The following is a 24,795-nucleotide window of genomic DNA, read 5'->3' as shown; positions in this document are numbered from 1 at the left end:
CGCCGCGGCGCCCAAAACACGAAAGGAAAAACCCGCCACTTGACCGTCCCCGCAGCGCGGGAAACTATCGTCCAACCGGGTCAGTTCTCAATGACAATCCCGGGTCAGTTCCTGGCGACAATCAACACCAGGGGCCCAAATTCCGGGAAACCACTGGTTGAGCGGTGCGAGAATGCCCACGAAAGGGTTGAACATGAAGGCAAAGACCACCCCGATCGAAGCGCCGGCCACGCCTTTGGGCCAAATCAACACGTTGCGCGCTGGCCGGCTGAGCCTCAGGCCGCGATCTGCTGCAAGGGCAAGCACGAGCGGCACAAGCACTGCCAGGCTCGAGCCCACGACCATGAACATCAATGTGCGCCGGCCCGCTTCCCAGAATTGGGCGTCGGCCAGAACCCGGGCAAAGTTCTGCCAGCCCACAAACAGCGATCCTCCGCCGAATGGGCGTTCAAGGAAGAAAGACCAGTAAAAGGCCTGAAAGATCGGTGCATAGAAGAAGATGATAATCAGCAGGGCAAGCGGTGCGACAAGGAACACCGGCAGCCAGCGATTGCCGAAGAGGGCCTGGGCGGGCTGAGACATGGCAAAGACCTCGATTGGAGCCGGCACGGTGCGCAGGGCAGCGTGCCGGCAATGTCGGCTAATCAGGGGAGCTGAACGCCCTGATAGGTCTGTTCAAAGCGGCGGAGCAGCTCGTCGCCGCGGGCCTTGGCGTTGTCGAGAGCGACCTGCATTGTCTGTTCGCCGTTCCAGGCTTTCTGGGTCTCTTCCATGAAGACCTCGCGGAACTGAACGTAGAAGCCCAGGCGAATGCCGCGGCTGTCCTCGGTGCTGGGCTGGTTCATCGAATCGATGCCGATGGCGGCGGTGGCATATTTGGCGTCGTCCGCTTCGCCGCTGGCCTCAATGGCGTCCATGACATCATTGGTTACGGGCACATAGCCCGTGGCCGCGGTAAAGAACATCTGCTGCTCGGGCGTGCGGAGAAAATCGAGGAAGGCCTTGGCGGCCGCCACTTCTTCATCCCCATGGCCCTTCATCACATAGATGGAGGCGCCACCCACCAGAGTGTTGTGACGATCATAGCCCTCATACATCGGGGCCATGCTGACGCTCAGGTTGCCGGCATCGCCAAAGGCCGTCGCCGCTGCAGCATAAGACCCGGACGATCCTTCCATCATGGCACATTCGCCGGCGTTGAACGCCTCAGTGTACCGGCCTGCCTTGGTGTCAACGTCCAGGCGCACCAGGCCCTGCTTGCGCCATTCGACGAGGTTGGTCAGGTGATCGACCACGAATGTGGAGTTGAGAACATATTCGGCGTTCAGCCCGTCATAACCATTGTGGTTCGATGCAATGGGCAGACCATGCCGGGCGGAAAACTGTTCGAGTACGCGCCAGGTATTGCCATCGGTGACGAAGGGGCAGGCATGGCCAGTGGCCTGCAGCTTCTCGGCAGCAGCGATCACCTCTTCCCAGGTCTGGGGCGTTTCCGTCACGCCAGCATCTTCAAGCTGGGCCTTGTTGGTGTAGAACAGCAGTGTCGAGGAATTGTAGGGCTGGGAGTACAGCCGGCCATCGGAGGTTTCATAGTAGGCGCGCGCGCCTGTAATGTAGTTGTCCCAGGCAACGTCGGGCATGATGTCCTGCACGGGAACAACGGCATCGGACAGCATCAGGTCCAGTGTGCCGGCATCAAAGAACTGGATCAAGACCGGCGCATTGCCTGAGCGGTAGGCTGCGATCGCCTTTTGCATGCCGATTTCGTAGCTGCCCTGGCCCACGCAAGTGACCTCGTGGTCGGACTGGGCGGCGTTGAAAGAGTCGCACTGTGCCTGAATGGCCGTTTCAACATTGCCAGTATTTCCGTACCAGAATTCGATAGTGGCAGCCTGAGCTGCCGCGGCACTGACCAACAAGGTCGCGGTCGCGACCGAAAGGGAAAGAGATTTCATGATTGCCTCGCCTGTGAGAATGACCGGGATGACGACGGGACCGATCGAGCAAGGATTAATTACACTTTGCGTGTAACATAAGCATGACAGTACGTCGAATTTTGCGCGACGAGGCTTCTGCTTGTGGTGTTCACGGTAAGTGTGACAAGCTAAGCTGGTGTTGTAATTACACTTTGATGGTACTTTAAGGGTGGTTGGAGCCATGCAGTATTCGGCTGAGGCGCTGATCGCGCCCCACTTCGTTCGCAGTCCGGAGGGCTTGGTGGTGTCGCCCAATGAACGGGCTCTGCTGCGTCTGATCTGGCGCAATCCCGGCATCTCCCGCTCAGAGATCACCGGACATATCGATCTGACCCAGCAATCGGTCTATCGGATCGTGGACCAGTTGACGGCCCGGGGGATTATTGCTCTGGGTGCGCCCAAGCCCGGACATGGACGCGGTCAGCCCAGCCCGACACTGCGCCTTGACGGCAAGCACGCTTATGCCTGTGGTATCTCGGCCAATACCGACGTTGTCGGCATCTGCCTGATGGACCTGTCCGGGCGAATTCTGGGAGAAGCGAGTATCGCCTTGCGCGAATTGTCGATGGCCGAGGCGCTCGACGAGGTCAAGATTGCGCTCGCACAACTGGAACAACGCGCTGGCCTTGATCGACGGGCGTTTTTCGGGATCGGGTTTGCCATTGCCGGCTATCACGTCGGCGGCACGCGCTATAACGCCCCGTTACCATTGCACGAATGGTCGCTCATCGAGTTGGGGCCTCTTCTCTCCGAGTATTTTGACAGGCCCGTCTGGGTTCACAATGGTGCCAATACCGGCACCATTGCCGAGTCCATGTTTGGCGTTGGCCGACATGTTCGCCATTTTGCCTATCTCAGTTTCAACTACGGATTTGGCGGCGGGTTGATCAGCGACGGTGAGCTGCTGGTAGGGGGCAATGGCAATGCTGGAGAGTTCTCCGGCATCTTCGACGTCGAGGAGTCCAAGCGACGGCCCGCATTGCAATATCTTATCGAGCGCCTCAACCAGAATGGCGTCGAGGTGCCCTCGATCAGCTACATGCGGAAGAACTTTGATCGAAACTGGCCAGGCGTGACAGAGTGGGTGGAAGAGGTGACTCCCGCCTATAACCGCATGATCAATGCGGTTCGGGCCGTAGTTGATCCCCAGGCGATCGTCTTTGGTGGCCAGGTTCCCGCTGATCTGGCGCAGATGCTTATTGATCGCACCCGGATATTTGACAGGCCGCGCTATGGCGTGCACCGGCCCAGCCCCAAATTTATCATCTCAGAGATTGCGACCGACGCATCGGCCATGGGCGCCGCGGTCGTTCCCTTCAAGTCAGCGTTCTACTGACGCGAATTCTGGCATCACGCCATGCGGTGCATTGTGTCGTGACCTGCCGGTCCGCTTCCGTCGCCCGTTCCCTGCCGCTTTGGTATCCGTTCTCGCCCAAAGCGGCCGTGCCGGCGACAGGCACGGGATCCGGTGGCGGTGAGGTGCAATAGTTGTTTGCCGAAACCGCTGGGACAGGTGGGCGGTCTCCCGCAATGCCCTGATTGCCTGTCTCCTTTTGGGAATTTCTTCGCTCCTATCAGGTCAGCCGCTCACCACTGCTTGGGCAAAACAGCATGGACCTATCCGGATCATTGCGAACCGAAATCTCGGCGCCGACCGGCAGATCAAGGCGCTCATGGCGAACGAGGGTGACAATGTTGGATCCGACGTCCACCTGCACATGCGTATCCGCGCCGGTCGGCTCGATATTGTCGATCCTGGCATTGGAAGCCCCCTCGGTGATGGCGACATGTTCAGGCCGCACACCCAGGGTGACGTCGCGTCCGATATGGGCGCGTGCACGCGCTGGCAAGGTCCATTCCACGCCCGCCCTGTCGCGCAGCACAACCTGAGCGCCCCTGTCCTCTACGGTCCCCTCGATCAGGTTCATCGAGGGCGAACCGATAAAGCTCGCTACAAAGCTGTTGGCCGGGTTGTCATAGATGTCGAGTGGCGTGCCGATCTGCTCGATCTTGCCGGACCGCATCACCACGATCCGATCCGCCATAGTCATGGCTTCCATCTGGTCGTGGGTCACATAGATCATGGTGGAATTGAGCCGCGCGTGCAGCGATTTGATTTCGCCGCGCATCTGCACGCGGAGCTTGGCATCCAGGTTCGAGAGCGGTTCATCGAAGAGGAAGACAGCCGGGTTGCGCACGATGGCGCGTCCCATGGCCACGCGTTGGCGCTGGCCACCCGAGAGTTGACGCGGATAGCGCTCAAGCAGGGGCGCCAAGGCCAGGATCTCGGCTGCGCGATTGACCTCGACCGCGATCTCGGCCTTGCTGCGCCGCGAGAGCTTGAGGGAGAAGGCCATATTGTCCCGCACGGTCATGTGCGGATAAAGCGCGTAGGACTGGAACACCATGGCGATGTCCCGTTCCTTGGGTTCGAGCTCGTTGACCACCCGCTCGCCAATGGCGATCTGGCCGTCGGTAATCGTCTCGAGCCCGGCAATCATGCGCAGCAAGGTGGATTTGCCGCAGCCCGAGGGGCCGACCAGGACGACGAACTCTCCGTCGTGGGCCTCCAGCGACACGCCATGCAGGACCTGCATGGCGCCGTAGGATTTTACCGCATTGCGAATGGTTACACTGGCCATGTCAGGCTCCTCCAAGAGCGTGTTCCAAGAAAAGGGGTTTCCGATTCTCCGGCTTGAAAACGCGACAACATCAACGACCGCCCATGCCTGCATTCAGGGCAATGGAGCTGTAGATGAGCTTTTGCAGCAGAATGGCGAGAACGATGCCGGGCAGCATGGAGAGGGCCGCGCCGGCCATGATGAAATTCCATTGCGTCCCGGCCTGCGTCTGGAAATAGGTCAGCCCAACCGGCAGGGTGGCGTTTTCCGAACCCGTCATCACGATTAGCGGCCAGAGGAAATTGTTCCACTGGCCTATGAACGTGAAAAGCGAAAGCAGGCCGATTGCCGGCATGGATAGCGGCACGATAATGCTGAGCAGGATGCGCAGGCGCGAGGCGCCGTCGATCCGGGCTGCTTCTTCAAGCTCCATGGGGATGGAGAGGAAGAATTGCCGCATCAGGAAGGCGCCGAAAGTGCCGAAGGCCACCGGCAGGATGACACCCTGGAAGGTATTGACCATGCCCAGGCTGTTCACGATCAGGAACAGCGGGATGATCAGCATGATCGCTGGCACCATCAACGTGCCAAGATAGGCCATCAGCAGCGCTTCACGACCGGGAAATTTGAGCCGCGCGAAAGCATAGCCCGACAGGCATGACACGATCACGGTGATGATGGTGACGCTGGTCGAGATAAACAGGCTGTTGAGAAAGAAGCGACCGAAGGGCAGTTGTGTCCACGCCTTGGCGAAATTGTCCCACTCGAAGGCATTGGGCAGGATGCGCACCGGGATTGCCAGGACCTCGGCATTGCTGCGTACCGCATTGCTGACCATCCAGAAGAATGGAAACAGGAAGATCAATGCGACGATCAACAATCCGCCATGGTTGAGGATGTCGAGCGCCAGGGAAAGCCGGGACCGGGACCTAGTTGTCATAATGCACCCATTTGCGCTGAAGCCAGAATTGCAGGGCGGTCAAAGCCATGATCATGGCGAACATCACCCAGGCGATGGTCGAGGCGTAACCCATCTGGAAGTTCTGGAAGCCCCGCTGGTAGATGGCGTAGCCCAGCGTGGCGGTTGCATTGCCCGGTCCGCCGCGGGTCATCACATAGATCTGGTCAAAGACCTGCAGTGAGGTGATTGCGGTCATCACCGTGCCGAAAAACAAGGTCGGCGAAATCAGTGGCAGCCGGATCTTCCAGAAGCGCTGCCAGGCGTTGGCGCCATCGATGCGCGCCGCTTCCAGATAGCTTTGCGGGACCATGTCGAGGGCCGCGTTGAACAGCACCGTATTGTAGCCGACCCCGGCCCAGAGCGAGACGATGATGACGGCCTGCATGGCCAGGGTCTGGTCGGTGAGCATGCTCGGGATCTGGATCGAGAGGGCACCCATGATGAAGTCGAAAAACCCGCCGGGTGCAAAGATCAGCATCCAGACAATGGCGACAGCGATGCCCGGGGTGAAGGTCGGGAGGAAGAAGACCACCCGAAACCATCGCTGTCCCATTTTGAGGCTGGAGATCCAGACCGCCAGCCCCAAGGAGATGACGATGTTCAGCACCAGATATTCGGCGGTGAAGAACAGGGTATTGCGTAGCACCGGCCAGAATTGCGGATCGGCCGTGAAGAGCCGGAGATAGTTGGAGATGCCGACAAATTCGGGCGTGCCGAGCAATTTCCAATTGGTGAAACTCAGCACAACCGAGGCGATGATCGGCACCACCAGAAACAGCACCATGCCGATCAGGCCGGGCAGGAGGAAGAAGAAGGCGGTCCTGGCCTCCGCCCGCTCGAGCCGGTTGCCCCATCGCGCGCGTGGCTTTGCGGCCAGCTCAGTTGCTTGATCGATCGCCGCCATGGGCTCCTCCCGTCCAGCGTCTTATTGGGACCGGCCGGTTTCACAACCGGCCGGATCTCGGCCTTAGAAGGGCAATTGGCTTTGGATGTCAGCCAATACGGCTTCGGTGGTTGCGTCCCCGTTGAGGGCCAGCGGCATGTATTGGGTGATGAGGTTTTCGAACTCGTTCCAGTATTCATTGAGACGGAACGGGGTCGAATGGTCGAACATATAGGCCAGCACCTCGCGCGTGCCGCTCACATCCTTGGCCGCGACATCATACCAATAGGTCTGTTCGGCAAGCCGGCCCGGCAGGGCACGGCCGGCTGAAGCCAGAATCTCGGCGGCCTTGGGACCGGTCAGGATCTGCAGGGCCTTATAGGCTTCTTCCTTGTGCTGGCTGGCGGCGGAAATGCCCCAGCCTGAGCCGGCGGTGATAAACCGGGAGTCGCCGTCGCCGCGCGGCAACGGGGCCACGCCCATCTGGAAATCGACCGCGCCCTGGGTGGAGATCAGCGACCACGGGCCATCGATGTACATGGCTGCATTGCCCGAAGCGAAGCGGCCGCTGGCAGTGACGGCGCCGGCGCCCGAGGCAAAGACCGGCGAGGCGTTGTCGACGGCGGTGAGGTCGACGAATTTGCCCACGGCATCGACATAGCCTTCATTGGTCACTGCGAACTCGTTGCTATCGTTGAAATATTCAGCGCCAAGAGCAACAGGTCCAGCGATGAAATCGAAGGCCTGACCGGCAAAGCCATAATTGTCGCCTTCGGTGAGTGCGACGGCAGCGGCTTTGAACTCGTCGAAGGTCCAGTCCAGAGCAGGCTCTTCCAGACCGGCCTCAGCAAATTTGTCGCGATTGTAGAAAACGAGCCAGGGACCGACGTCGTAAGGCAGCGCATATTGCGTACCGTCATGCGCAAGTCCCGCAATGATCGAAGGCTCGAAGACCGATGTGTCGAAATCGTCGGATGCAAAATGGGCATCCAGCGGTTCAAGGATGGCGTAAAAGCTGGGCATACGCATGGATTGCATGGCCACTAGGTCGGCGATCTGACCTGATGCCGCCAGCACTGGCAGGCGTGTCCAGTAGTCGGTCCAGCCGGAGATCTGCGGCGTCACGGTGATGTTGGGATATTCTTCCGTCACCAGATCGGCCAGGCTTTGCCACAGGGCGGTGTCGTTTTCGTCACCCCACATCTGCCAGGTCAGGTTCACCTGATCCTGGGCCTGGACGGTCGGGATGAACGCACTGCTCGCGAAGAAGGCGGCAGCCAGAACAGTCGATAGTTTCACGGTAGTCTCTCCTCAGTAACTACGGGTTGATCGGTAAAAGCGGTTCGATCCGGATTTTCGGCCCGGTTTGGTCGGGCGACCTGTTCAGGCCGCAAGCAGCACCTCCAGGTCTCGGACCATGGCGATGAATTCGGCGCGCTGCCGCCGCCAGGCATCGGCTCCGCTGCCCGGCTCGAGTATCTGGGTCATGCGCGCAATGAAGTCGGGCGGCAGGCGTTCGAGCTCTGCCGCCATGGGCAGGTTCCAGCCATCGCCGGGGTAATAGACCCGGTTGAAGGCGAAGACGACCTGCAGGATGGCGTTGGCCAGCTTGCCGGTGAGGCCGACGAGAAAGACGAGATCCCGGCGCTCGACCTTGCTTTCGTAATGATAGTCCTTTGCCCAATAGGCGAGGATCTCGCGATAATGCTGCAAAACGGTCTGGCGCAGGGCTTCGGGATAGCAGGCCAGTTTCGCCTTCCAACCGGCCAGCACCCCGTCGGGATCAGACACGATCTGCTGGTTGGCCAGATCCGTGGGCAGATGATAGCCCCAGATGGTCCATTCGAAACTCTTGTCGACCAGTGCGCCGGCGATCCAGTCCGACAGATCGCGATGTACACCGGCATAGGAACGCATCCAGACCCCGTCCATACGGTAGCCCTTGGCCTCCCAATGGCGCATGGTCTGTTCGAAACGGTGCCATTGTGGGGTGGCCTCGATCTCCGGCCCGCGATAGGCATCGGCATAGACGCGGAAGTCATAGTCTGACTGCGCATCGGCCCGCCCCTTGCCGCGGGAACCGGCCAGGGCGACGGCGCCCCTGCCATTGTCGGCGAGGTCCGCAATAAGTGGCGTCATCGCGGCGATGAGATCTGCTTCGTGTGCCATCGGGCTCACCAGGCTTGCTGAGCGTTCCACCTCAGTCTCTGAGGATGAGTTCGATGACCGGCGACACCACGTCCGGCTTGAGCACCGGAAGTTCCAGCGTCAGCATGCCGTCGCCGACAGCGACGCCGATATTGGAATCCACGTCGGCATCCGGATCGAGCCAGTGCACTTCGCTCGCATCGTGCAGGAACTGGGCATATTTGACCTTGCGGCCAAGCCCCGCGACATGGACATGGCGGAAAGGCCAGGTCTGCAGGTGCAGATAGAGCCGGTTGCCCTTCTGGGTGAATCTGGTGCCGTTGGGGGCCTGGTATTCAGAGGGGCCGGCGCCATAGATCGCGCGACCGTTAAGGTGCAGCCATTTGCCATAGGTCTCGAGGGCGGCGTTGGCACGGGCGTCGAAGGTCCCCCGCGCAGTGGGCCCCACATTCATCAGGAGGTTGCCGCCCAATGCGACCGTATCGACCAGGATATTGATGAGCTGATTGGCATCCTTCCAAGTGGTCTCATCGCGGTGATAGCCCCAGGAGCCGGAGAAGGTGTGGCAGACTTCCCAACGCACCGGCTTGCCATTGACAGTCGGGGCGACACGCGGGGTGTATTGCTCGGGCGTTGCCAGGTCCTTGGGGAAATTGCCGTCGCTGGGCAAATCGAGCCGGTCGCCTACGATGATGTTGGGCTGCAGCTTGCGCACCAGGCCAATCAGCTCTTCGCTTTCCCAGTCCTTGCGGCCCTTGCCCGGCATGCCGCGATGCTCTCGGTTGGGGTAGGAGAAGTCGAACCAGATTACCGAAATCTCGCCGAATCCGGTCAGCAGTTCGGTGACCTGGTCGCGCATATATTGGGCATATTGGCGGATATCGCGGGTCTTGTTCATCTCCGGCGCATCGGGGTGATTGCGCAGGGGGTGAATACCGTCGATCGGGAATTGCGGGTGGTGCCAGTCGATCAGCGAGTAATAGAAGCCGACCTTGAGGCCTTCGGCGCGAAACGCTTCGACATAGGGCTTGAGCAGGTCCTTGCCGTAGGGGGTGTTGGTGGCCTTGTAGTCGGTGAACTGGCTGTCCCAGAGACAGAAGCCTTCATGATGCTTGGCGGTCAGCACCACATATTTCATGCCGGCTTCCCGGGCCCGTCGCGCCCATTCTCTCGGGTCATAGAGATCGGGATCAAAATTCTCGAAATACTTCGAGTAGTCCTGGGGTGAAATTTCCTCGCGGTGCTGCACCCATTCGTGCCGCGCTGCCAGCGCATAGAGCCCGAAATGAATGAACATGCCAAACCGGTCCTGGGGGAACCAGGCCTTGCCATCTGTCGCGTCGACGCTGCCGCCGGTGATAAGAGCGCTTTCCAATTCATCCTCCCTGCCGATAATCGAACCGGTTCGATAGTGATCCTCGATTCCCTCGTGCGAGATGTCAACCCCCTGCGGAAATTCTCAAGCGCGCTCATATTTTCATTGCATGAACACCAGCAAATGCTAGGAATAAAACAGAAACTGCGATTGAGGTGCGTGCCTCAGTCGGCCCGTCGAGGAATAGAAACGGTTCGAGAAGGAGTCGATGGCAAACATTCGAGATGTCGCCAGAATAGCCGAGGTGTCCGTTTCGACCGTCTCTCTGGCCTTTAGCAATCCGGGGCGGGTGAGTGCCCGGACGCTCGAAAAGATTCGCGGCGCCGCCTCACAGGTCGGCTATGTCGCAGACCCCCTGGCGCAAAGCCTGGCGCGTGGGCGCAGCCGCATGATCGGCTTTGTTGTGGGCAATGTGGGCAATCCCTTTTTCGGCGATATCAGGCGCGAGCTCGAAAATTATGCGCTCGAACACGAGCACTTCGTTCTTATTACCGACTCTTCGGGCAAGACCGCTCGGGAGCGGGCCCTGATAGAGCATCTGATCGGGCTCAAGATTGCAGGGCTGGCGCTGGCGCCGTCCAGCTTTGGCCCGGACTATGTGGATTTCATCAGCTCGATCAAAGTGCCCATGGTGTGTTTCGACCAGAAGGTGGCCGGGATCGAGCGCGACTTCGTAGGCTCGGACAATTTCCTGGCCGGCGCCATGCTCACCGAGCATTTGCTGCAACTGGGCCACCGGCGCATAGCCTTCATTGCCGGCCCGCAGCACATGCATACCGCCTCGGAACGCCATCGCGGGTTTGTAGAAACCATGGCCAGTGCCGGGGTCGAGGTTAATCCAAATTACGTGGTCGACGGGCAATTCACTCGTTCAGCGGGGTATGAAGCCGCGATGCGCCTGCTGATCCAGCCGGAACGGCCCACAGCGATTATCGGGGCAAACAATGCCGTGGCGCTGGCTGCGTTACAGGCGATGCAGGAATTGGGATTTTCCTGCCCAGCCGATATTTCGCTGGCAATGATCGATAATGTGCAGTGGAGCAGCGTGATTACGCCGCGCATCACCATGGTGGTGCAAGACACGATCCAGCTCGGCAATATCATAGCCCGCCGTCTGTTGCATCGGATGACCAGCCCCGAGGCAGTCCAGGAGCCGGCGCAGGACTTCGTATTGGCACCCAGGTTCGTGCCGGGCACTTCCTGCCGCAAGGTGTGAAGGGGAGGTCCCCTGCCTGCGCGTGAATGCAGCCCGTGCAGCGTGTCACCACGTCAGCCTGGCCTCGATTAGCAGAGGTCTGTGTCCCCAATACTGAGGTGATGCGGCAGACACCGCCTGGGCAGCAGAGATCGCACGGCACAACTGATCCCGCGCGCGCTCCGGCAGATGTTGAGGGCAGCCGCAAGACAGAAGAGCAGCGTCCATCCCGGAATCGGAAGCCAGTAATTGCAATGGATTGTCTGCAGACTGCTCCGGCCGACTTCAGTCAGCCATCGAACCGTCTTCGTTTTCATCAAACAGAACAGCGTTTGCGCCCGTTGCCGAGAGGCGCACGATGTCGCCTTCAACTTCGGCGACAAGGCCCGAGGGTATGAAGTGGCTCTTGCCAGCATGATCGCCGACATCATTGGCTTCGAGCTGGATACGCTTGTCCACGACGGCAGCCACAACACCAATATTGGCGCCGTCGGCACCCACAACGGTCATTCCCTTGGCGATATTCGAGAGTTCGCTCATGACATATTCCTTCTCGATGCTTGTTGGACCTGGATAATCCGACCCGATGGCATGGGGCGCTGCCGACCAAGCGGCCTCGCGCAAGACGCAAGGCCCGACCGCCGGTTGAGTGGATCTTGTCACCATCCAAGCCGGCGCGATAGAGCCGGCAAAGCGGACGCTGTGTCGCGATGGGAGGAACGGAGCTTGGCCTGGCCCGGCGGCTCGTCCTGCCCGTCGATGAGGCATGCGGGCAAATCTGCCCGGCAGTGCCGCCGGCTGGCTGCCCGACTGCGGCAGCCCGGACCAACTTTGCCGAGCACGCCCGCGCCGATGTTGGAGCAGCCCGCCGCCTTATGGCGTTTCGCACGCCCGGAAAGCATTGGTTTGCCCTGAACGCTCTGATTTGGCGTTCGATGCGTCCGTTCCCGTGGTGCGAGGTAGCAGTGCCGCTTCAAACTGCGCCTGCGCATGACGTCCAGCGCTCCCGCTAGCGTTCCCCATTGCGCGACACAGTTGGACATTGTGCAAGGCTAGCCCCGGCAATGCTGGCGCGCTTTGATGCGGATATGCCGGCGCCCGAAGCGGGGCATCCGGGTTCATCTTCTTGCCTCGAGGGTCGCAGTGGCGGAGATCGGCAGACGGGAACGACCAGATGGTGATGTCCGGATCGATATTGGTGACCAGTTGATAGAAATGCCCGTAGTGAAAAGCCACCGCTATGGGCGTAGTGAAACCATCAGCGCTTGCTGCGGCACGATGGTCAGGAGTTCAAGATGAGCATTGAGTTCGGGATCGACTCCTTTGGAGACTTGCCGCGAGGGGCTGATGGCAATGTCGTTTCCCATGCGCAAGCCATCCGGTATGTGGTCGATGAGGCCGTTCTGGCCGATCAGGTTGGCATCGACGTCGTCGCCCTTGGCGAACACCACCGCCCGGAATATTCGATCTCGAGCCCGGAGACAGTTCTGGCTGGTATCGCAACGAAAACCTCCCGGATCCGGCTCGCTTCCGGGGTAACAGTCCTGAGTTCCGACGATCCGGTTCGGGTCTTTCAGCGTTTCGCCACCGTCGATGCGCTGTCGAACGGGCGCGCCGAAGTTATCCTGGGACGTGGCTCTTTCACCGAGTCCTTTCCCCTCTTCGGCTATGACCTGAAGGATTACGAGATCCTCTTCGAGGAGAAGATCGATCTCTTCCACAAGCTTCTCGACGAAACGCCCGTGAGCTGGAAGGGCACGACGCGTGCGGCACTGGACCAGGCCGACGTGTTCCCGAAGACACAATCCGGGCGCCTGACCACCTGGGTGGGCGTGGGCGGCTCCCCCCAGTCGGTTGTCCGGACGGCTCGCTATGGGTTCAGGCTGATGCTGGCGATCATTGGTGGGCAGCCGGCACGCTTTGCCCCATATGTGGACCTTTATCGTCGTGCCACCGAGCAGTTCGGCACCGCCGCGCTTCCCGTGGGCATGCACTCGCCAGGTTTTGTCGCCGATACCGATGAGGAAGCCAGAGAGCTCTTCTATCCTGGCTATCGGGAAATTCGCGATCGCATTGGTGCGCTGAGGGGCTGGCCGCCATTGCGGCGGGCGGAGTTTGACGCCGACGTTGCGACAGGCTCGCTCTATGTCGGCTCACCCGAAACGGTGGCCCGCAAAATGGCCGATGCTATCCAGGCACTGGATGTGGGCCGGTTCGATCTCATCTATTCGGCCGCGGGAACTGTGGATGCAGGCGCACGCCTGCACGCCGTGGAGCTCTATGGCACCAAAGTCATACCTATGGTCCGTGATCTGCTTTCGAGCGGCAAACTGGCGTCGCGCGGCTAGATGGCGCCGACCAAAATTCGGACCGTGGGGATATTGGGAGCCGGCAAGGTAGGTACCGTACTGGCGCGGCTGGCAATCTCCGCCGGCTACGAGGTGTTGATTGCCGGCTCGGGTGATCCAGAAAAGATCGCGCTGACAATCGATGTCCTTGCCCCAGGGGCCGTTCCCGCCTGGCCGGCGCAAGCGGCACGCCATGCCGACCTGGTGATCCTGGCATTGCCGCTGAGCAAGTATCGAAGCCTGCCGATCGACGAAATGGCAGGCAAGCTGGTGGTGGATGCCATGAACTACTGGTGGGAAACCGATGGCGAAAGGACCGATCTCGCAGATCCCGAGACCCCTACCAGCCAGATCATCCAGACCTTCCTGCCCACCTCACGGGTGGTCAAGGCGTTCAACCATATGGGCTATCACGACCTCGACGAGCAAGCGCGTCCTTCGGGGCAGGCCGGGCGGAAAGCCATCGCCGTTGCCGGCACCGAGCGGGCCGATATCGAAACCGTCGAGGGCTTTGTTGAATCCATGGGCTTTGATCCCGTTCTTGCTGGGTCATTGGTCGATAGCCGCAAGTTGCAGCCCGGGTGGCCGGCATTCGGCGCCAATCTTTCGGCGGGCGAACTCAGGCGTCTGCTCGAGCTCGGTCCAGCGGATCGCCCCAGGTGAACAAGGATCGTCCGGACCCGGTGGCCGTTGTCTCAAACCTGCCACGTCGGCATGATTTTCAAAGCTGGCGGTTGCGGCGCGAGCTTCGGCGCGAACCCGGTCTCCGATGCGCTGCGCAAAGCGGGGGCGCTAAATAGGGTCGGGATGCCGCCACAGCGCAATGTCGGGTGCGCTAGCGGTCCGCCACCGTCTGGAAAAGACCTGCAGCAGAGCAAGGCATGCGGATGCCTCCAGAGCCGCGCCATGGCCGTTGTGCTGGATCAGCCCACAACATGTGTCTGGGGCCTGTCGCTGGCGCGCGAGAGTTCTGCATGCCAGTGACCGCTCGCGTCCTCCCAGACAATGCCCGTGGTCTCTCCGGGCCGCAATTGCTTGCAGGCCGCCCGTCGTGCTGCCCCGAAAGCCGTGTCATGGCTCGGAAAAGTCTCGGAATAGGTTCCGTCGACCCGATAGGCCCAGCCGCCATCATGTTCGACGATCTGATAGGTTAGATCTCTCATTGCATCGCTCCCGTCGCGAGATGTTCCTTCACCATTGCACCACATCCTGCCATTCCGGATGGCGCTCAATCTGTACCTTTGCGAAGGGGCAAAGCGGCGTGATGGAGACACCGTCGCGGCGCGCGTCCTCAATCGCCTGACGCACCAGCCGCTCGCCGACCTTGCGGCCACGCAAGGCGGCCGGCACTTCCGTGTGATCGATGATGATGAGGCCATCGCCCGCCCGGCTATAGGTCATCTGTGCCTCAACGCCATCAAGGACCAGGCGGTATCGCCCCTTGGGCCTGCCATCCTGCCGCTCGACCGTTGCGGCATCCAGAGCCGGAGCGGCCTTTGCCCGTGCGGCGTCCGGCGGGCGCACCTGCCGCGGCTGGCCATGAGCGCATTCGAGCAGGTCGCGATCCCATCCACCCAGATCGGCAGCAGCCTCGTAGGTCGATACCAGGAAGGCCATCAGGGCTGCGTCGGGATCGGGGGCAGACCTGACGGCATCATAGGGCAGCACGAACTCGGACAGCTCCTCATGCCAGAAGGCGGCGTCGGGCTGTACCGCGGCCATGCGATAGCCGCCGGGCGCCGGGTAGGCGTAGGCATAAAAGGCCGGGTAGTCTATTCCGTTGCCGCCCGGCCAGAAGCCTGCCGACGACACCTCACGGTCATAGGCCTCTTGCGCCACGTCGTCCGGCAAGGCGGGGATGCCGGCGGGATGGAGCGGCGCGCGCCGCCCTGAAAACCGGGTGACGGCCAGGTCCAGAGCTCCCCAGAACAGATGAACCGGACTGGCCTTGCCCAGAAAAGCAGTGCGGAACCGGGTAAAGACCCGGTCAATGGCGATCAGGGCCTGATGGTAGCGCCGCACGGCGTCCCGGTCATAGGGGCGGTCACGGTTATCCTCGATGAAAGGAACCGGAAAGGGGACCTCGTTGGGGCTGCCATTAAACGTGGGGGTGCCACCAAGATCGGAAACCAGTCGCACGAAGTTCGCATGGAAAGCGGCCACCGTCATTGGCGCGAGGTCGAACGACAGGCTGCGGCCACTGCCGCAGGTGCCCACCACCCTGTGCTCCAAAAGGTCGAACAGGATCTCGATGCCCGGCCCGTCGGGTATGGGCGAAGACGCCAGGCCACGTGGCGTGACATAGAAGGTCGCGTTCCAGGAATGGTTGAGCCAGGGTGTATGCGCCAACCGGTACTTTCCGGCGACCTGGAGATAGAGATGCAGCGCGGAACAGGTTTCACGCCAGCCGAGATAGTCGAGATGGGGCCAGGTACTCATTTTCACCTCTCAAGGCTGGTTGCTGTCGTTCAGGGGAGGGCGATGTGTTCATCGCGGTCACCGACAGGAAGGTCGAAGCGTCCCGTGCCCCAGTTGGCGGCCCGCCATTCGGCCTTGGCCTGTTCGATGCGTTCCTGCGATGAGGCGACGAAGTTCCACCAGATGTAGCGCGGTCCGTTGAAGGTTGCGCCGCCCAGGATCATCAGTCGCGCGCCCTGTTCCCCGGCAGCCACCGTGATGCGATCGCCCGGACGAAACACCATCATCTGCGAAGCCTCGAAGTCCTGGCCCGCAACCGAGATCGAGCCTTCCACGATGTAGATTCCGCGATCCTCGTGGTTGTCCGGTAATGGCAGCCGACCACCGGGTGCAAGGTTTACGTCAGCATAGAACGTCTCGGACAGCATTGTTGCGGGTGCGACCTTTCCGTAGGCATTGCCCAGGATCAGCCGCACGGAAACGCCGTTGTCCTCAATCACTGGCAACGCGTCCTTGCCATGATGCTCGAAGCTGGGTGCCACATCCTCATGACTGTCCGGCAGGGCCAGCCAGGTCTGGATCCCGAACAGGCTGTTCGGGCCGCTTCGGGCCGTTGCGGTGGTGCGCTCAGAATGCGTGACGCCGCGCCCTGCGACCATCCAGTTCAGCGCACCAGGGCGAATGATCTGGTCGGCGCCGGTGCTGTCGCGGTGATGGAAGTCACCCTTGAACAAATAGGTCACCGTGCCCAGACCAATATGCGGATGCGGCCGGACGTCCACACCTTGCCCGGTCAGCAACTCCGCGGGCCCAGCCTGATCGAAGAAGATGAACGGCCCGACCATCTGCCGCTTCGGTGCTGGCAAGGCGCGCCGGACCTGGAAGTCGCCCAGGTCGCGGGAGCGCGGAACGATCAGGGTTTCGATCGCATCAATACCAACGTCATCGGGACAGCCCGGCTCGATTGATGGGTTCCAACTCATGCCGTTATCCTTCTCCGCCCGATGGCCCAATCCGGCCCTTGACTGTGGTATCGGTCGACCGACCTTGCCGCTAGACCTGTGATCCGCCGAGCTGTGTCGCGAAAAGCGGAACGGCACAGCGACCGCTCACGTTCATGGCGACCACTTAGTGGTCGTCGCGTGCAGGCTTTCCTCCCAGGCTCTCGATTACCAATTCAGTCAGAACCCGGACCTTTCGCGATGGGTGCTGGCCTGGCGGTCGAATGACGAAGACCCCTGCCGAGGGCACCGGGTAGCGCGTCATGATCGGAACAAGCGCACCTGAGGCTACATAGGGGTCGGTGACGCAGTCAGGCAGCCACGCAACCCCCAGCCCGGCGGCGGCGGCCGCAGCAAGTGCGATGCCATTGTCGGCCTTGTAGCGTCCTTGCGGATTGATGGTGACGATCCTGTCGCCGTCCATGAACTGCCAGGCTTCGGTGCCCTGCATCAGGGCCTGGTGTGAGGCGATGTCCGACGGCTCCTCGGGGGCACCATGTTCGGCGATATAGCCGGGGCTGGCGAGAAATTTTCCGCCGATCTCGCCCACGCGCCTCGCAACCAGATTGGAGTCTTGCAGATGGCCGACCCGGATTGCACAGTCGAAACCTTCGGCGATGAGATCGACGAAGCGGTCACTGTAGGAAGAATGGATGTGCATTCTTGGGTGGCGGCGCGCCAAATCCGCCAGCACCGGCGCGAGATGCGTCGGGCCGAATGTAAGGGGCAAAGCGACACGCAGGCGACCGGAAAGATCGCCCGAGGGCTGGAGCGTTTCCCGTGCCGCATCGATCTCAGCGCCCGCTCTGGCGGCATGCTCGCGAAACGCGACCCCGGCTTCGGTCAGCGCCGCGCCGCGCGTGGTCCGGGCCAGAAGCTGGACTCCAAGCTCCGCCTCAAGCCGGAAGAGGCGGCGGCTAACCACCGACTTTGACACGCCGAGCCGGCGTGCGGCGGGCGATACGCCTCCGGCATCTGCCACTTCCACGAATGTCCGCAGATCGTCGATATCCATCCGGCGTTCTCCAACTGGCGACACAGTGTAGCCAAAACACGATCTACCTTGCTGCGGATTGTGCTGTCATCATTTCCAGCCATGGCAGTATGGTGCCGCGCTTTCCCGGCGTCGCGCTCAGGGCCAAGCGGTACCGTCTGCGTGAAACCGGAGCAACTCAAGCGGCGCTGCCGCAAGGCGGCAATAACAGAGCAAGATCGGCACCCGCCGGGCAGATACGGCACCGCTGCGCCACGGACCTTGGATTAAATCCTGGGAGCAGGGTGATGCCACCGGCGTCCTGCCGGAGCGGGCCAAACCATCGCCGGCCGACGTCGCGCGCTTCGTCCGGCGGGCTCGCAAAAAAGGTCGCACCTCTCGCCTGCACCTCAGGGGGCAGATTCACCCTTGGCTTAGGAAAACACATGAGCACAGTGATCAATAACCCCGGCGCACACCGGTTTGAGCTGCCAATTGAGGGCAGCGATGGCGAAATCGCGACCGCCTATTATCGTATTGAGGACGGCCACTATGTCCTTACCCATACCGAGGTGCCATCCCGATTCTCCGGGCAGGGGATCGGTTCACAGCTTGCGCACGGCGTCTTCGAGGCGATCCGTAGGGATGAGGGCAAGGTCGTGCTTCGGTGCCCGTTCATGGGCGCCTATTATGCGCGTCATCCTGAATATTCCGACATCGTGATTGGCTAAACGGCTGCGGGCCGCCAATCTTGTAGGGCATGGACAACAAGAGGCGCTTGCGCCCGCTGGTTCAGGTTGATCGCAGTCACGTCCAAATCATGAAGCTGGGAGTTTAGGCTATGCCGAAAGGATCCGATCTTTTTGTCGCCGCGCTGGAGAACGAAGGCGTGGATCGCATCTTCGGCGTGCCAGGCGAGGAGAACCTCGACCTTCTTGAATCCCTTCGAACCTCGAGCATCAAGCTGGTTCTGACCCGTCATGAGCAGGCCGCTGCCTTCATGGCGGCGACGCACGGCAGGCTTACCGGCAGGCCCGGCGTTTGTCTGGCAACGCTCGGGCCCGGGGCGCTCAATTTCTCGACAGGGGCGGCCTATGCCCATCTTGGTGCCATGCCGATGATCCTCATCACCGGTCAGAAGCCGGTGATGAGTGCCAAGCAGGCCCGCTTTCAGATCGTTGATATTGTCGCATCGATGAAGCCGCTGACCAAGATGACGCGGCAGATTGTCAGCGCTGCGGCCATACCGTCCACAGTGCGCGACGCCTTCAGGGTAGCGGCAGAGGAACGGCCGGGGCCTGTGCATCTGGAATTGCCGGAGGATGTCGCAAGCGAGGAGGTCGAGCAGATAGCGGTCATTCCGGCCCATTCGCCTGAGCGACCCGTTGCCCATGCCGCAGCGCTTGACGCAAGCGCGGACATTATCCTGGCGGCCAGGCGACCGCTGGTGATGATCGGCGCGGCGGGCAATCGGCCAGCGCTGGTTGATGCGCTTTCAAGTTTTGTGAGGCGGACACGGCTGCCGTTCTTCAATACCCAGATGGGCAAGGGCGCGGTTACTGGCGGGTCGAATCTCTATATGGGCACGGCGGCCCTTTCGGAGGGGGACTACGTCCACGAAGCCGTGGAACGCGCCGACCTGATCATCGCAATTGGCCATGACACGGTTGAAAAGCCGCCCTTCCTCATGAAGGGCGCTGGCGGACAAATGGTCATCCATGTCGGTTACCAGTCCGCCAATGTCGAGCAGGTCTATCACCCGGATATCGAGGTGATCGGCGATATCGGCGCCACGGTCGAAGGGCTTGCCGGGCGGCTTGAGGGGAAGCTGCAGCCTGACCAGGGAATGCTCGATCTGCGCCAGCGTATCCTCGCCCGCATCAATGATCGCGCCGAGGAGGATCGTTTCCCCGCAACGCCTCAGCGCCTTGTCCACGATGTCCGCCAGGTGATGCCGGAGGATGGTATCGTCTGTCTCGACAACGGCATGTACAAGATCTGGTTCGCGCGCAATTACCGCACCCATGTCGCCAATACGCTGCTGCTCGACAATGCCCTGGCCACGATGGGCGCCGGCCTGCCATCGGCAATGATGGCGGCCATGCTCAATCCTGATCGCCGGGTCATGGCGGTCTGTGGCGATGGCGGTTTCATGATGAACTCGCAAGAGATGGAGACGGCGGTGCGGCTCGGGCTGAACCTTGTGGTCGTGATCCTCAACGACAGCGCCTATGGCATGATCCGCTGGAAGCAGGCGGTCGACGGGTTTCCGGATTTCGGCATGAGCTTCGGCAATCCCGACTTCGTGCGCTATGCCCAAGCTTATGGCGCCAGGGGTTCGCGCGTGACGGCTATCGAGGATCTTGTGCCCACGCTCGAAGCGGCCTTTGCAGGCGGTGGCGTGCATCTGGTCGATGTGCCGATCGACTATTCCGAGAATACGCGCGTGCTTGTCGACGAGTTGCGCAATCGCAAGCCCGACGTGGAATGCGCCTGACCAGGAAGGGATGCCAACCATGCTCAGTGTCATGCAGGCTTTCGATCGCTCGTTGATCGCCGAGATCAAGACGGATGACGAGGCCGCATTGGAGCGTAAGCTGCAATCGGCAGAACGCGTTTTCGCCGATCGTGACGGCTGGCTGAAACCGCATGAACGCATTGCCATTTTGCGAAAATTGGCAACGCTGATGGAGGGCAAGCGCGATCATCTCGCCATGCAGATCGCACGCGAGGGCGGCAAGCCGCTGCCCGATGCCATTGTTGAGACGAACCGCGCCATCGACGGTGTCCACAACGCTGCCGACGAGCTGCGCAATTTCGCCGGCCGCGAAATTCCCATGGGACTTTCCGCTGCCGCCGAGAACCGCTGGGCCTTCACCACAAAGGAGCCGATCGGCGTTGTCGCGGCGATCTCAGCCTTCAACCATCCCCTGAACCTGATCGTTCATCAGGTCGCCCCGGCCATCGCGGTTGGCTGCCCGGTGATTGTCAAGCCGGCGGCCACGACGCCGCTGTCCTGTCTGGACTTCGTGGCGATGGTCCGGGAGGCGGGCCTGCCCGCGCCTTGGTGCCAGACCTTGGTCACGGACGACAACGCACTGGCCCAAAGCTTGGCGACTGACCGGCGCATTGCCTTTCTCAGCTTCATCGGTTCGGCGCGGGTTGGCTGGTCATTGCATGCCAAGTTGCCAGCCGGCGCACGCTCTGCGCTGGAGCATGGCGGGGCCGCGCCCGCTATCGTTGACCGCAGCGCCGATCTGGACAAGGTGATCGAGCCGATCGTCAAGGGTGGCTACTATCATGCAGGTCAGGTCTGCGTGTCGACGCAGCGCATCTTTGTCCATGGTGAGATTGCCGATGATTTCACGCAAAGGCTCGTCGCCCGCGTGGAAAAACTGCGCACGGCCGACCCTGCTCTTGGCGATACCGAAGTCGGGCCGCTGATCCTGCCACGCGAAGCCGACCGGGTGGGGCAATGGATCTCCGAAGCAGTCGAGGGTGGGGCCGCGCTGGCCATCGGTGGCAGGCGTCTCTCCGAGACAACGCTTGAGCCGACGGTCCTGCTCGACCCGGATGCCGATGCGAAGGTTTCGATGCTTGAGGTGTTCGGTCCGGTGGTCGCGGTCTATCGCTACACTGCGCTCGATGAAGCGATCCGCCAGGCCAATGCTTTGCCGACCGCCTTTCAGGCCAGTGTTTTTGCCCAGGATATCGATGTTGCGCTGAGCGCGGCGGAGCGGCTAGATGCATCGGCCGTGATGATCAACGATCCAACCGCCTTCCGCACCGACTGGATGCCTTTTGCCGGCCGCAGGGAGTCCGGATACGGCACTGGCGGCATCCCCTACACCATGCGCGACATGACACAGGAAAAGATGATCCTGATGCGCAGAAGCTGATTGAGCGTGCGAGTTGCTCGCGCGCCCGATCGGTGACGGCCATTCCTACTGTGCCCGGGCCCGTCACCGCGTAGGTTACGGGCGGCGGGATGGCCGCCTCAGACATGATCAGAATTGCGGGTCCAGGGCATCCAGAGCGGCGCAGACACCGGCACCGTAATCCGGATGGACCTGCCGGAAAAGCTCGATCTGGCGTTCGATGATGAAATCGGGCACTCCGCTCATCGCCGCGGCGATGTTGGCGAACAGCCTTGCTTTCTGGCCATCGTCAAACAGTAGAAACAGCGCGCGGGGCTGGCTGAAATCGTCGTTTCCGTCCCGATGATCAAAGCGGGCGGCGTGACCTGCAATGCCGAGCGATGGCTCTGCAAACGAACGATCCTGGATCGGGCCACCAAAGCTGTTCGGCTCATAATAGGCGTCGGCGTTCGGCGCGTTGTCGAAAAATCGCATCGCCCCGTCCTTGTGATAATGATGTACCGGGCATCGGGGGCGGTTGACCGGCAGGGCTTCGTAATGCGTGCCCAGCCTGTAGCGATGGGCGTCCGCATAGGCGAAGATCCTGCCCTGGAGCATCCTGTCTGGCGAATGGCCTATGCCGCGGACAACGTTGGACGGACTGAAGGCCAACTGTTCGATCTCGGCAAAGTAATTGTCCGGATTGCGGTTGAGCTCGAGCACGCCGATGTCGCCCGGCGGGAAATCGGCGTGGGGCCAGACCTTTGTCACGTCGAACGGATTGAAGGGCAGGGCGTCTGCCTGTGCTTCTGACATGACCTGCACCTGCACGGTCCATCGCGGATGCTCGCCTTGCTCAATCGCGCCGAACAGCGCTTCCTGATACCCCTCACGGGTTCTTCCGACGACTTCTTCAGCCTCGGCGTTCGTGTAGTGGCGGTGCCCCTGGGATGTCTTGAAGTGGAACTTGACCCAGACCCGGTCGCCCGTGTCGTTCCACAGGCTGTAGGTGTGGCTGCCATAGCCGTTCATATGCATCGGGCTGGCCGGCAAGCCGCGGTCCGAGAAGAGGATGGTTACCTGATGCAGGCTTTCCGGAGAGAGGGACCAGAAGTCCCACATCGCCGTTGGCGAGCGCAGATTGGTGCGCGGGTGGCGCTTCTGCGTGTGGATGAAATCGGGGAACTTGAGCGGATCACGTACGAAAAAGACCGGTGTGTTATTGCCCACCAGATCCCAATTGCCCTCTTCTGTATAAAACTTCAGCGCAAAGCCCCGAACGTCACGCTCGTGGTCGGCAGCGCCCATTTCTCCGGCAACCGTCGAGAACCGCGCGATCATGGGCGTCTCTGCGCCGGGCTGCAGCACCCTGGCGCAGGTCAGGTGCGATATGTCGCCCGTTATCCTGAGCATGCCGTGCGCACCCCAGCCCTTGGCATGGACGACCCGCTCGGGAATCCGTTCCCGGTTCTGGTGGGCAAGCTTCTCGATCAACTGCCAGTCTTGCATGAGCACGGGTCCCCGCTCACCTGCGGTCAGGCTGTTCTGGTTGTCGGGGACAGGTGCACCGCCGGTTGTCGTCAGGCGTGCATTCCGATTATCCTGCGGAGGCATCATGAATCCTTGCTTGGTTCCACACCGTGCACCGATTGGCGGTGCAATCGCGGAACACCTTGGGGGACTGTGCCCCCCGGGGCGTCGCTGCCCCTGCGGTGAAGATGCCGTTCTTGCGAAGAATTGCTCAGTGTCGCCGATCAAAGATCGGTCGTGGTTTGTCAGAACGAAATCCATGCCGCGTGACGAGGCGGCAGGAGCTCGTGTCCGTTACCCCGGCCGGATTTCGCTTCTTCATGCGGCCGACACTCTTGCGCGCGATCCAGAAGTTCTCCAATGTCAATGAAACGGTAGTGTTTCGACCAAAGAGCGCGAAGGGTCTGAAGCACCCCTGGTCATGCATCTCATAGAGATGCTGCGGTCACGATAGCCTAGACGTTTCACGTCGGTGGGCTCAGGGTGTCTCGTCAGCCATGTGCAAGAAGATCGCAGGCTTTGCCCAATCGCGCTTGACTGGTCCGCCAATCCTGGCGGTGGTTCTGCTCCACCGGGGATCCTTGGAGGCCTAGCATGAGCGTCCCGGCCTATCCCTCATTTGCCCAATGGTACAGCAGTGGTCACCTCGCGCACTATGTGCGCACGATGAAGTCCACTGGTGGCATCATCCATCTGCTGGAGGCCGCGCAGCCGGCCGGGGACATGTCCGATCCGGCAGTGCCGGACATCGTCTTGTACCAGGACTTGCATGGCGGCTGCAGAGTAAGTGGCGACATGGGAGGAGGGCGCTTCAATGTGAGGAGCGAACGGGGCAGTTTCTTTCTCTCTGCTCCGAGGTTTGCAAACACGGTCATAGTCGATGCCGCCCACGAGCTTCGCAGCCTGTCGTTTCCCTTGGCACAATGGCAACGCATTCTGGACGAAGCTGCCGAAGGGCGGTCTTCTCTTGATTACGACAGACTCTGCAAGGGGGCCTTCGCCTCACCAACTATCCGATCCGCGATCCGGAGCCTGTGGATCTTGTGCGATGATGAGGGCGCGCCATCGCGCCTGCTGGCGCAGGCCGCCGGCTGTGAGATCCTGGCCGAGCTGTGCCGGCTTGGCGGAGCACCGTTTACGCCGGCCAAGGGCGGCCTTGCCCCTCAGGTGGAACGGCGATGCCTGGAGCTGCTGCAAGAGCGATTCTCGGAAGATATCAGCCTAGATGACCTCGCGGCCGATGCACAACTTTCTCCGTTTCATTTTGCGCGCATGTTCAAGCAGAGCGTCGGCGTGCCGCCCCGGGTCTATCTCACGCAGCTCAGGATGGAGAGAACCTGCGAACTGCTTGAGACGACGAACCTGTCGGTCACCGAGATCGCGCAGGAGGTGGGCTATTCGTCCAATCAGGTTCTGGCCCGCGTGTTCATGAAGCACCAGCATATGAGCCCGACTGACTATCGCCGGGCGGTCCGCGCGCATGGCAGTTTCGTGGCGATGCCGTGACTT

21 protein-coding genes and 1 pseudogene are annotated in these 24,795 nt (G+C 61.2%); 8 read left to right on the top strand and 14 right to left on the bottom strand.

Annotated features, from left to right (window positions below; genetic code table 11):
- Positions 1–120: 120 nt before the first annotated feature.
- Both DDE76_RS07435 and DDE76_RS07430 read right to left on the bottom strand, forming a co-directional pair.
- Positions 121–582: pseudogene (locus tag DDE76_RS07435) on the bottom strand (carbohydrate ABC transporter permease); the annotation flags it as partial.
- Positions 583–644: 62 nt separating this feature from the next.
- Complete coding sequence (locus tag DDE76_RS07430) at positions 645–1,955, bottom strand: extracellular solute-binding protein (RefSeq protein ID WP_104893127.1); 1,311 nt, start codon at positions 1,953–1,955, stop codon at positions 645–647.
- 202 nt (positions 1,956–2,157) lie between these two features.
- On the opposite strand from DDE76_RS07430, the gene DDE76_RS07425 reads away from it, so the two are divergent.
- Positions 2,158–3,312, top strand: a complete 1,155-nt coding sequence (locus tag DDE76_RS07425; RefSeq protein ID WP_104893128.1) for an ROK family transcriptional regulator — start codon at positions 2,158–2,160, stop codon at positions 3,310–3,312.
- Between the two features lie 238 nt (positions 3,313–3,550).
- On the opposite strand, the gene DDE76_RS07420 is transcribed toward DDE76_RS07425, so the two are convergent.
- The 6 genes from DDE76_RS07420 to DDE76_RS07395 form a co-directional block, all read right to left on the bottom strand.
- Positions 3,551–4,618 carry an ABC transporter ATP-binding protein gene (locus DDE76_RS07420; protein ID WP_104893129.1) on the bottom strand — a complete coding sequence of 356 codons (1,068 nt, stop codon included), beginning with the start codon at positions 4,616–4,618 and terminating at the stop codon, positions 3,551–3,553.
- Between the two features lie 70 nt (positions 4,619–4,688).
- Complete coding sequence (locus DDE76_RS07415; protein WP_104893130.1) at positions 4,689–5,537, bottom strand: carbohydrate ABC transporter permease; 849 nt, start codon at positions 5,535–5,537, stop codon at positions 4,689–4,691.
- The gene (locus DDE76_RS07410) at positions 5,527–6,462 is read right to left on the bottom strand and encodes a carbohydrate ABC transporter permease (RefSeq protein WP_104893131.1); all 936 of its coding nucleotides are present in this window, start codon (positions 6,460–6,462) and stop codon (positions 5,527–5,529) included. Before DDE76_RS07410 ends, DDE76_RS07415 begins: the two co-directional genes overlap by 11 nt.
- Positions 6,463–6,525: 63 nt before the next feature.
- The gene (locus DDE76_RS07405) at positions 6,526–7,740 is read right to left on the bottom strand and encodes an ABC transporter substrate-binding protein (RefSeq protein ID WP_104893132.1); all 1,215 of its coding nucleotides are present in this window, start codon (positions 7,738–7,740) and stop codon (positions 6,526–6,528) included.
- Between the two features lie 84 nt (positions 7,741–7,824).
- Positions 7,825–8,610 (bottom strand): DUF4037 domain-containing protein, encoded by a 786-nt coding sequence (locus DDE76_RS07400; RefSeq protein ID WP_104894890.1) that lies wholly within the window; start codon positions 8,608–8,610, stop codon positions 7,825–7,827.
- 31 nt (positions 8,611–8,641) lie between these two features.
- Positions 8,642–9,964 (bottom strand): alpha-L-fucosidase, encoded by a 1,323-nt coding sequence (locus DDE76_RS07395; RefSeq protein ID WP_104893133.1) that lies wholly within the window; start codon positions 9,962–9,964, stop codon positions 8,642–8,644.
- A 208-nt stretch (positions 9,965–10,172) separates the two neighbouring features.
- Between DDE76_RS07395 and DDE76_RS07390 the strand changes: the two genes are divergently transcribed.
- Positions 10,173–11,180, top strand: a complete 1,008-nt coding sequence (locus tag DDE76_RS07390) for a LacI family DNA-binding transcriptional regulator (RefSeq protein WP_104893134.1) — start codon at positions 10,173–10,175, stop codon at positions 11,178–11,180.
- A 264-nt stretch (positions 11,181–11,444) separates the two neighbouring features.
- Here the strand turns inward: DDE76_RS07390 and DDE76_RS07385 are convergent, their stop codons facing one another.
- Positions 11,445–11,699 (bottom strand): DUF2171 domain-containing protein, encoded by a 255-nt coding sequence (locus tag DDE76_RS07385; RefSeq protein ID WP_104894891.1) that lies wholly within the window; start codon positions 11,697–11,699, stop codon positions 11,445–11,447.
- A gap of 755 nt (positions 11,700–12,454) precedes the next feature.
- On the opposite strand from DDE76_RS07385, the gene DDE76_RS07380 reads away from it, so the two are divergent.
- Together DDE76_RS07380 and DDE76_RS07375 are read left to right on the top strand one after the other, a co-directional pair.
- The gene (locus DDE76_RS07380) at positions 12,455–13,507 is read left to right on the top strand and encodes an LLM class flavin-dependent oxidoreductase (protein WP_104894892.1); all 1,053 of its coding nucleotides are present in this window, start codon (positions 12,455–12,457) and stop codon (positions 13,505–13,507) included.
- Positions 13,508–14,170: an NADPH-dependent F420 reductase gene (locus tag DDE76_RS07375; RefSeq protein ID WP_104893135.1), complete on the top strand. Its 663-nt coding sequence runs from the start codon at positions 13,508–13,510 to the stop codon at positions 14,168–14,170.
- A 260-nt stretch (positions 14,171–14,430) separates the two neighbouring features.
- Here the strand turns inward: DDE76_RS07375 and DDE76_RS07370 are convergent, their stop codons facing one another.
- From DDE76_RS07370 to DDE76_RS07355, 4 genes are all read right to left on the bottom strand, one after another.
- Complete coding sequence (locus DDE76_RS07370) at positions 14,431–14,670, bottom strand: DUF2188 domain-containing protein (RefSeq protein ID WP_104893136.1); 240 nt, start codon at positions 14,668–14,670, stop codon at positions 14,431–14,433.
- A 28-nt stretch (positions 14,671–14,698) separates the two neighbouring features.
- On the bottom strand, positions 14,699–15,946 hold the full coding sequence (locus tag DDE76_RS07365) for a DUF5996 family protein (protein WP_104893137.1): 1,248 nt from the start codon (positions 15,944–15,946) through the stop codon (positions 14,699–14,701).
- Positions 15,947–15,975: 29 nt separating this feature from the next.
- A complete protein-coding gene (locus tag DDE76_RS07360; protein ID WP_104893138.1) occupies positions 15,976–16,908 on the bottom strand; it encodes a pirin family protein in 933 nt (310 codons plus the stop codon).
- 145 nt (positions 16,909–17,053) lie between these two features.
- Entirely contained in the window at positions 17,054–17,941 is an 888-nt protein-coding gene (locus tag DDE76_RS07355) for a LysR family transcriptional regulator (RefSeq protein WP_104893139.1), read from the bottom strand.
- 404 nt (positions 17,942–18,345) lie between these two features.
- Here DDE76_RS07355 and DDE76_RS07350 point away from each other — a divergent pair, with 404 nt between their 5' ends.
- The 3 genes from DDE76_RS07350 to DDE76_RS07340 all read left to right on the top strand — a co-directional run bounded on the left by DDE76_RS07350 (position 18,346) and on the right by DDE76_RS07340 (position 21,798).
- Complete coding sequence (locus DDE76_RS07350; RefSeq protein ID WP_104893140.1) at positions 18,346–18,630, top strand: GNAT family N-acetyltransferase; 285 nt, start codon at positions 18,346–18,348, stop codon at positions 18,628–18,630.
- A gap of 110 nt (positions 18,631–18,740) precedes the next feature.
- Entirely contained in the window at positions 18,741–20,396 is a 1,656-nt protein-coding gene (locus tag DDE76_RS07345) for an acetolactate synthase large subunit (protein WP_104893141.1), read from the top strand.
- Positions 20,397–20,406: 10 nt separating this feature from the next.
- Positions 20,407–21,798, top strand: a complete 1,392-nt coding sequence (locus DDE76_RS07340) for an aldehyde dehydrogenase family protein (RefSeq protein ID WP_198650864.1) — start codon at positions 20,407–20,409, stop codon at positions 21,796–21,798.
- Between the two features lie 108 nt (positions 21,799–21,906).
- On the opposite strand, the gene DDE76_RS07335 is transcribed toward DDE76_RS07340, so the two are convergent.
- Positions 21,907–23,370: a catalase gene (locus DDE76_RS07335; protein ID WP_104894894.1), complete on the bottom strand. Its 1,464-nt coding sequence runs from the start codon at positions 23,368–23,370 to the stop codon at positions 21,907–21,909.
- 510 nt (positions 23,371–23,880) lie between these two features.
- On the opposite strand from DDE76_RS07335, the gene DDE76_RS07330 reads away from it, so the two are divergent.
- On the top strand, positions 23,881–24,792 hold the full coding sequence (locus DDE76_RS07330) for a helix-turn-helix domain-containing protein (protein WP_104893142.1): 912 nt from the start codon (positions 23,881–23,883) through the stop codon (positions 24,790–24,792).
- The last annotated feature ends 3 nt before the right edge of the window (positions 24,793–24,795 follow it).

This window comes from Devosia indica, assembly GCF_003056405.1.
GTDB classification, from domain to species: Bacteria; Pseudomonadota; Alphaproteobacteria; order Rhizobiales; family Devosiaceae; genus Devosia; species Devosia indica.
Note: the sequence above shows the minus strand (reverse complement) of the source record. Positions and strands in the feature narration are given on the sequence as shown.